The sequence below is a fragment of the Candidatus Woesearchaeota archaeon genome, from assembly GCA_016928155.1.
Classification (GTDB): Archaea; Nanobdellota; Nanobdellia; order Woesearchaeales; family JAFGLG01; genus JAFGLG01.
In genome coordinates this window covers 59,975-67,203 of sequence record JAFGLG010000004.1, presented here as the reverse complement: position 1 = coordinate 67,203, position 7,229 = coordinate 59,975, and the positions used below count along the sequence as shown (strand labels likewise).

The window sequence follows — 7,229 nt, the reverse complement described above, 5'->3', positions numbered from 1 at the left end:
TGAGCTTGTGTTCAATGGCACTGAGTGGTGTTATGAGTATATCTTTACTAATACTACTTGGATTGGTGTGTATAATATCACTTTGAATGCAACTGATGAACTAGGCAATTGGAACAGAACATACACAAATTTCACCATACAGGATGTCATTGATATGATACCTCCTAACCTGACAAACATCACATCAGAACCTATCAGTCCTGTGCTGAATAATGGGTCTGAGGAGAACATTTCAGTCAACCTGACATCGGATGAGTATCCAATAAATGTGACTTTCTTGCTTTACAATTGGAGTGGAGTGATTGTTGATGTACAGGGGCCTCATGTTGTGCAGAATTCAAGTGTATTGCCACTTACTTATACGGTTCCACTAGGCCTTGCTGATGGAAACTACACTTTGAACCTTACAGCAACTGACCAATACAACAACAGTGTCGAGGTGTTTGTTGCTGTCATAGAGGTTGTTTATCCTGACACTACTCCACCTGGATCGATTGCTAATCTTCAGTCGCTATCACAGACTAACTCTAGTATTTTCTGGAATTGGAGTAATCCTGTTGATGCTGACTTTAATGGTACTGTAATCTTTATTAATGATAGTTGGGTTGCTAATTTGTCGGCGCCTGTTAATTTTGTTAATGTGACTGGTTTGTTGTCGGATACGAATTATATTATCACTATCCACACTAGAGATCATGTAGGTAATGTGAATGATACGGGTGTGTCAAATATTAATAAGACTCTTGCTAATCCAGTTGTTGATACTGATCCTCCGATTTTTATAACTGTGGAGCCTGCCGGTGATGTGTTCAATCAGTCTGATGATGTTATGATAATTGCCTGTGTTGATGAGAATGTGACGATTGCTGCCAATGTCAGTTGGGACAGCACATATGAATCTGCTGAGCTTGTGTTCAATGGCACTGAGTGGTGTTATGAGTATGTGTTTACCAATACCTCCTGGCCTGGATTGTATGATATAAGCTTGAATGCTACTGATGTCTATGGAAATTGGAATGTGACAGAGACAAATTTCACAATACAGGATGTGACAGCACCTGCAGTAGATATCCTGGAGCCTTCATCCGGATCAAGCATTGACCAGAATGATAGCGTGAGCATCATAATCAATGTCACTGATCCATATCATAATAATATGGGAACAGTGATTGCAAATGTGACTTGGGACAGCACCTATGAAGAGATAAATCTCGTGTACAACTCAACATCAGGACTCTGGGGTGGAGTGTTCAGCGATACAACAATGCTTGGGGAATATAATATAACAATAATAGCCACAGACAATGATGGTAATCGGAATGAATCAGATACCCGTTTCACAGTGACAGATGTACAGGCTGAGATATCCACAGGATATGATATCTATGCTCCAGATATTGAAGTGGAGATAAATGGAACAGGATTCAGCCTGAATGCCAATGTCACAATCAATATCACCAATGCAACAAGTGTTATCTATACAAACCTTACAACCACAGATGGAGCTGGAGAGTTCAGCATAATATGGCTAAACTCAGGTACTGCAGAAGGGGATTATACAATCATCGCAGCTGACCAATATGGAAGGACAGCGAATAAGACAATCCAGATCATCACAAACTATAGTTTCAATGGCAAGATATTCGATGTCAATAATAATACATGGCCTGCAGACATCAGAGTCTACAACAGCACAGGAGATCTGATAGCAGTCGATGATGAGCTATATAACCTGACATTTGATTATGGCGCAGAATATGACATATTTGTTTATCCACACAATAACCCACTCATCCAGATGCTAGACTTCAAGTATGTGGCAAACCAGGGATTCCTCGAGGATTTCTTAGGACTTGATTATCTTCTCGGATTTTCAGATGGAACACAATATCTTGAGATGGGATCATACCTGCCTGCACTGACAAATTATGAGTATGTGATTGTGACACTGCAAAACCAGTACAACTATGGTGTTGAAGTATTCAAGTGCGCTGACTACAATTTCACTGGACGAGACTGCCTAGGGTTATGGGACAATATAATCAATATGACAAAATATCAGACAATCAATGTTACAGTTTATCCAGGAGATCCAGCATTTGCCGCAAAAAAGATTGATGAAGGAGGATCCGGAACAGGCGGAGGAAGCGGAGGCGCAGGAGGAGGCGGGGGTTATACAGGACTGTGCAGTGCAAAATATTATGGATGCACTGAATGGAGCGAATGCACTGATGGAGTTCAGACAAGAGACTGTTACTTCATCTATAACTGCGATCCTGACTCAAAAAGACTGATGAATGAATCTGCCGAGCTGCATGAGACTAATGGAATATCAGAGGCATGGCAGCTGAAAGAGCTTGAACAGAGAAAATGTGCAGAAACTGAAGCAGGGATTGAAGAACCGAAAGATATAGAACTTATTGAGCAGATGCTGAGCCCAGTTGTGAGCAATGCCAAAAAGACTGGATATTATCTTGTTGACAAATTAGGATCGGCAAGATTCAGGTGGATGCTTTATATTTTACTGCTGACATGCATATCCATTGTGCTGAATGTGTATCTGAACCATGATCCAGAAAAGATGAAAAAATTCTAGGAAAGTGATATATCTATTTTTATATCTATTTTTATATCTTATATATTAAATATAAAATTATATATATTTACCATATTATAAATAAATTGGTTATATATAAAATATACCACAATCTTTATATATTAATTTACAGAAAGGTATATTAAAATTATATATAAAAATAATTGTAATGGCTGAATAAATGAGCAATAGCAGCAGACTTCAGTATCCGAACAGCAAACAGTACATACTGACTATTCCGAAGAATCTCGTTCTGTTAATGCGATGGAAAGAGAAAGACATCATCAGCTTCTCAATGGATGGCAAAGCAGTGCATCTTGACAGGCAGGCAGAGAAAAGCGGAGTATTCTCAGTACTGCAATATCCTCAAAGAAGACAATACCTCCTCACAATACCAAAGACACTTGTAGAACTGAAGGGATGGAAGAAATCTGAAAAAATCATATTCATGCTCGATGAAGACGGAAGGCTCATGATAAAGGGGTGCAGGAATGAACAATAAAATCATCATCTATTCATTAATATCAATGATCCTATTATCAACAGCTGCAGGGCTTGTCATGCAGAACCTAAGGATCAACAACTGTCGCGCACAGCAAGCAGCAGCATCAGCAGGCACATGGGGCACAGTATGCGACAACACATACCCAGGAACAGCGCTATTCTATGATGATACAACCTATGAGGTACATCAGGTCAGGAAGCAAGGTTCTGGGTATTGGGCAGGATTGAGGATAAATTCCACAAACACATCAGTCACTGACTGCTCTGAAATAACAAAAGTGATGCTCTGCTACAAATGGTGGTCAGCTACAGCAGAAATACAAACATGTGACATAAGCGTTGATGCAGACCACGGAGCAAGCTACACAGCAGTCACAACAACCTGCCCAGGAACAACAGAACCAGGAGCAATGACATGCACCGATGTCACTTCACTCGAGAGCTGGACATGCAGCAACTTCTTCGCATCAGACGCAGCACTGGCAAAGTCAGAACTGGTGCATTCCGGAGCAGGGGCCAATGGCTACTTTGACATAACTTGGGATGTGCTCTATTTCAATGTCACATATAATGTGACAGTGACTCCTGTTCTTTCATTCACAATAACACTGCCAGGACAGAGCCCTGTATTATCCAATACATCAGCACCTTATCCAACAACAGGAGTAATGTTCTTCAATGCAACAGGATACAATTCACCAAATACTGTTCCATGCGTAGGAGAAAGCACAGACTGCCAGAATGATACCTTGCCGTTTTTCCAGTTCCAGAACACAGGGAGTATCGCATTGAACTGGAGCCTATACCTGAATGCAAGCATGCCAGCAAACATAGTGCTGAAAGGAGATACAGACAATGATCCGACAGGCGCAACGACAATAACAACAACACCCTGGATAACCTATTCAAACATAGCAACAAGCGAGACAAGAGATGTGTGGATGTGGGTAGACTTCAACGGAGTCACAGTGAGCGACACCACAAACAGGACCCTCACACACAAGACATGAGGTGATAAAGAAAAAGGATCCAAGAGTTCGACAGGAAATGAGTGAAAAACAAACAACGGAGGAATAAAAAATGAAAATGAACAAAAATGCATTGATCGTGGCCGGAGCATTCCTGCTATTGATGCTGCCAGTCGCGATGTCACAGTCAGAGTACATAACAACGATAGCGCACTTCAATGTCCCGAGCAACATAGCATTCACGCTGACATTGCCAGGACAGGTAGCTGTAGAATCAACTGGTGGAGGAGCAGCAACAACAGACATAGAATTCAACAGCACAAGCGGAACAGAGTTCAACATAAGTGCATGTGTTGTAGGAGGAACATGCCAGTCTGATGGCACACCAATATTCCAGTACAACAACACAGGAACTGTGACCATCAACCTGTCAGTTGCACTGAATACAGCACTGCCGGCATGCATGTCATTGACAGGAGCTCAGACATTCACAGGAGCAGAGTCTGGAGGAAGTGCAATGTCAACAACACCTGTGGCAGTGCAGAACAACTTCGCGGCAGGCAATGGAGTCGTGTGGTATATGGCAGCAGACTATTCAGGATGCACATATACAGATTCAACCACGAGGACAATAACAACAAACGGTACCCAGTCTTAAGGAAACGGCTGGGTATCTTACTGATACCCTGGCTTAATTTTCCTTAAGAGGAGGAGAAACAATGAGAAACAGAATCATATTGCTAATAGCGATAGCAGCAATGCTTATCACTGGATGTGCTGGCCCACCAGACAAAGTGGATGACACACCTTACAGTGATGTGCTTGCACAAAGGATAGCAGCAGCAGAGAACGGAACCTCAAAATCAGAGAGGCCAAACTATCTTCCAGAGGCGATGTTCAAGAACCTGCCTGGATTTCCAGAGGATTTCTACCAAATGAGAATCCTTGTCATATCCGGGAAGCTCCAGGACCTCAGTACAATAGGAGAAGAGTACTGGCAGCAGCCAGAATGGTTCCCACACTTTGAGGATATCGGAGTGCCGATGCTGCAGAGCCCTCCAAAAGACAGGTTCGGCGCACAGGGATTCAGCGTCTATCCTGCAGATTCAGTCACAGTGCTGAAACCGGGAGGGGTGTCAGAGGCAATATTCTGGATAAAGAGCGGATACCTTGTGGAGACATATCAGGGCATGAACCTCAATGTGGTATATCCAGCATCCGGATCAATCACAACAGGATATGAGCTTCCAGGAGGAGCCAAATCAGTGCAGCAGGATCCAGATGAGGCAACCAAGTACTTTGAGGTTGATATAGGGCCTGAAGAATTCATCCTTGAGCCAAACTTCCCCATCTACAGAATCGACGGCACAAAGAAGATAACACTCAAGATAACAGCGACAGAATTCGCAGAGCCAGGGAATTATGTGATCGGGATAGATTCGAGTGAGGTCGACGATGAGAAAGAGAAAGAATGGGTGCTCGAATACAAGAACCTCTACACATCAGGAGGCATGACAAAGCTAGGAAGGCCGATGTACCAGGCATTCATACAGGTGAAAGCAGAGTGAGCATATGATACCAAAGATTAGCAAAGGAAAACTGTATATCATGCTTTTGATGATCTTGCTAGTCATACCCATATCATACGGCTCCTCGACAATCACCAATGCATTCTTCTCAGTGCATGAGCCTCCGGCAATAACACTAAACACACCAGCAAACGACACAACCGTGACAGACCTGCAGGCAACATTGAACTATACCCTGTCCGATCCTGACGGGGACGGGATATACTGTGACATCTATGGGGACAACCAGAGCGATCCGACGACACTGCTCAACATAACAGGATTACTGATCAGCGGGACATATCAGTACAACTGGGGCAGTCTCATAGAACAGCAATACTATTGGCGCATAAACTGCACTGACACAAGAGGGGCCAGCTCAACCAGCGACACCTACACCTTCCTAGTGGACTACAATGACCCGCCCTACTTCACAGATATCTCAAACATAACAGCAACAGAAGGAGATCTTGTCAATATAACAGTGAATGCAAGCGACCCGGAAAACGACCCATTGACCTTCCACTACAGCTATCCATTAAACTCAACAGGGCAATGGCAGACAGGATATGCTGATGCAGGGAACTATTCAGTGAATGTCACAGTAAGCGACGGCGAGAACAATGTCACAGAGAGCATAATAGTGTCAATACAGAATTATCTCAGGAAAGTCAACATGTCGCTAAACATAACCAACAGCACAAACGGGAATGAGTACAACATAAGCCTCTCAGACACCGGATTCAACAACTTCGGCAATGTCACAGGCATTACAACCCTAGAGAACAGGACATCCAACAAGACAGCAAACTTCAGCCTCAATACAGACTACTACATACTGAGGCTGGACTCGACAGACCATCATCTCATCATAAAAAGGGTGCCGGTAACCGACAACATACTCCTGCTACTCAGGTATGATGAGGATGTGACCCTGCAGGATACAGACATATACAGGTTCAAGAAGACAGTCGCCGTACAGCCTGAATTCAACCACTCAAATGCCACAATATGCTTCGACATGACAAAATTCACATTCAGCGATCCGGCAGACGCGTACATACTGACATGCAGCTACTCTTTCAGCACTGGCAGATGCATAAGCGCCAATGCAGAGCTTGCGAGCTATGCTGACGGAAACCATCTATGCGTCGATGTCAGCTCGTTCAGCGCATTCTCTCTCGCCGAGAAAAAACAGGCCCAGAAACCAGGTGGCGGAGGGAGCATGGGGGGCGGAGGCATGACCACTCCTGGAAGAGTGAAAGAAGAGATAAAATCCAATATAACCGGGTTCTCTGGAAATGAGACCGAAGAGAGGGAAAAATACGAAGAAGAACCAAAGATAGTATCAAAAATAAGAGAAATGCCTGTCATAGGAAAAATGCTGGAAAAAGTACCTCCAATCAAGAGGGGAGACATCAGGAAAGAAGTGATGTGGTTCTTCCTGATAGGGCTTGTCAGCATCGGATTCATATCAAACTACATCTACTCATACAGGAGCCAGGCAGCAGAGATGATATCTGACCTGCACAGGAGACTGGATGAGATGCTCAGGAAGAAATAGGGTATGGGATTTTCAGGAAGAAACAGATT

Annotated in this window: 6 protein-coding genes; all 6 read left to right on the top strand. The window is 43.4% G+C overall.

Annotation, left to right across the window (positions count from 1 at the left end; genetic code table 11):
- A partial coding sequence (locus tag JW968_01680; protein ID MBN1385668.1) for a hypothetical protein occupies positions 1–2,596 on the top strand: 2,596 nt, incomplete at its 5' end.
- Positions 2,597–2,777: 181 nt separating this feature from the next.
- Positions 2,778–3,098 (top strand): hypothetical protein, encoded by a 321-nt coding sequence (locus tag JW968_01675; protein ID MBN1385667.1) that lies wholly within the window; start codon positions 2,778–2,780, stop codon positions 3,096–3,098.
- A complete protein-coding gene (locus tag JW968_01670; protein MBN1385666.1) occupies positions 3,088–4,110 on the top strand; it encodes a hypothetical protein in 1,023 nt (340 codons plus the stop codon). Before JW968_01675 ends, JW968_01670 begins: the two co-directional genes overlap by 11 nt.
- Positions 4,111–4,180: 70 nt before the next feature.
- Complete coding sequence (locus JW968_01665) at positions 4,181–4,726, top strand: hypothetical protein (protein ID MBN1385665.1); 546 nt, start codon at positions 4,181–4,183, stop codon at positions 4,724–4,726.
- 61 nt (positions 4,727–4,787) lie between these two features.
- Positions 4,788–5,636, top strand: coding sequence for a hypothetical protein (locus tag JW968_01660; GenBank protein ID MBN1385664.1), 849 nt, complete (start codon positions 4,788–4,790; stop codon positions 5,634–5,636).
- A gap of 49 nt (positions 5,637–5,685) precedes the next feature.
- On the top strand, positions 5,686–7,200 hold the full coding sequence (locus JW968_01655; protein MBN1385663.1) for a hypothetical protein: 1,515 nt from the start codon (positions 5,686–5,688) through the stop codon (positions 7,198–7,200).
- Positions 7,201–7,229: the final 29 nt, after the last annotated feature.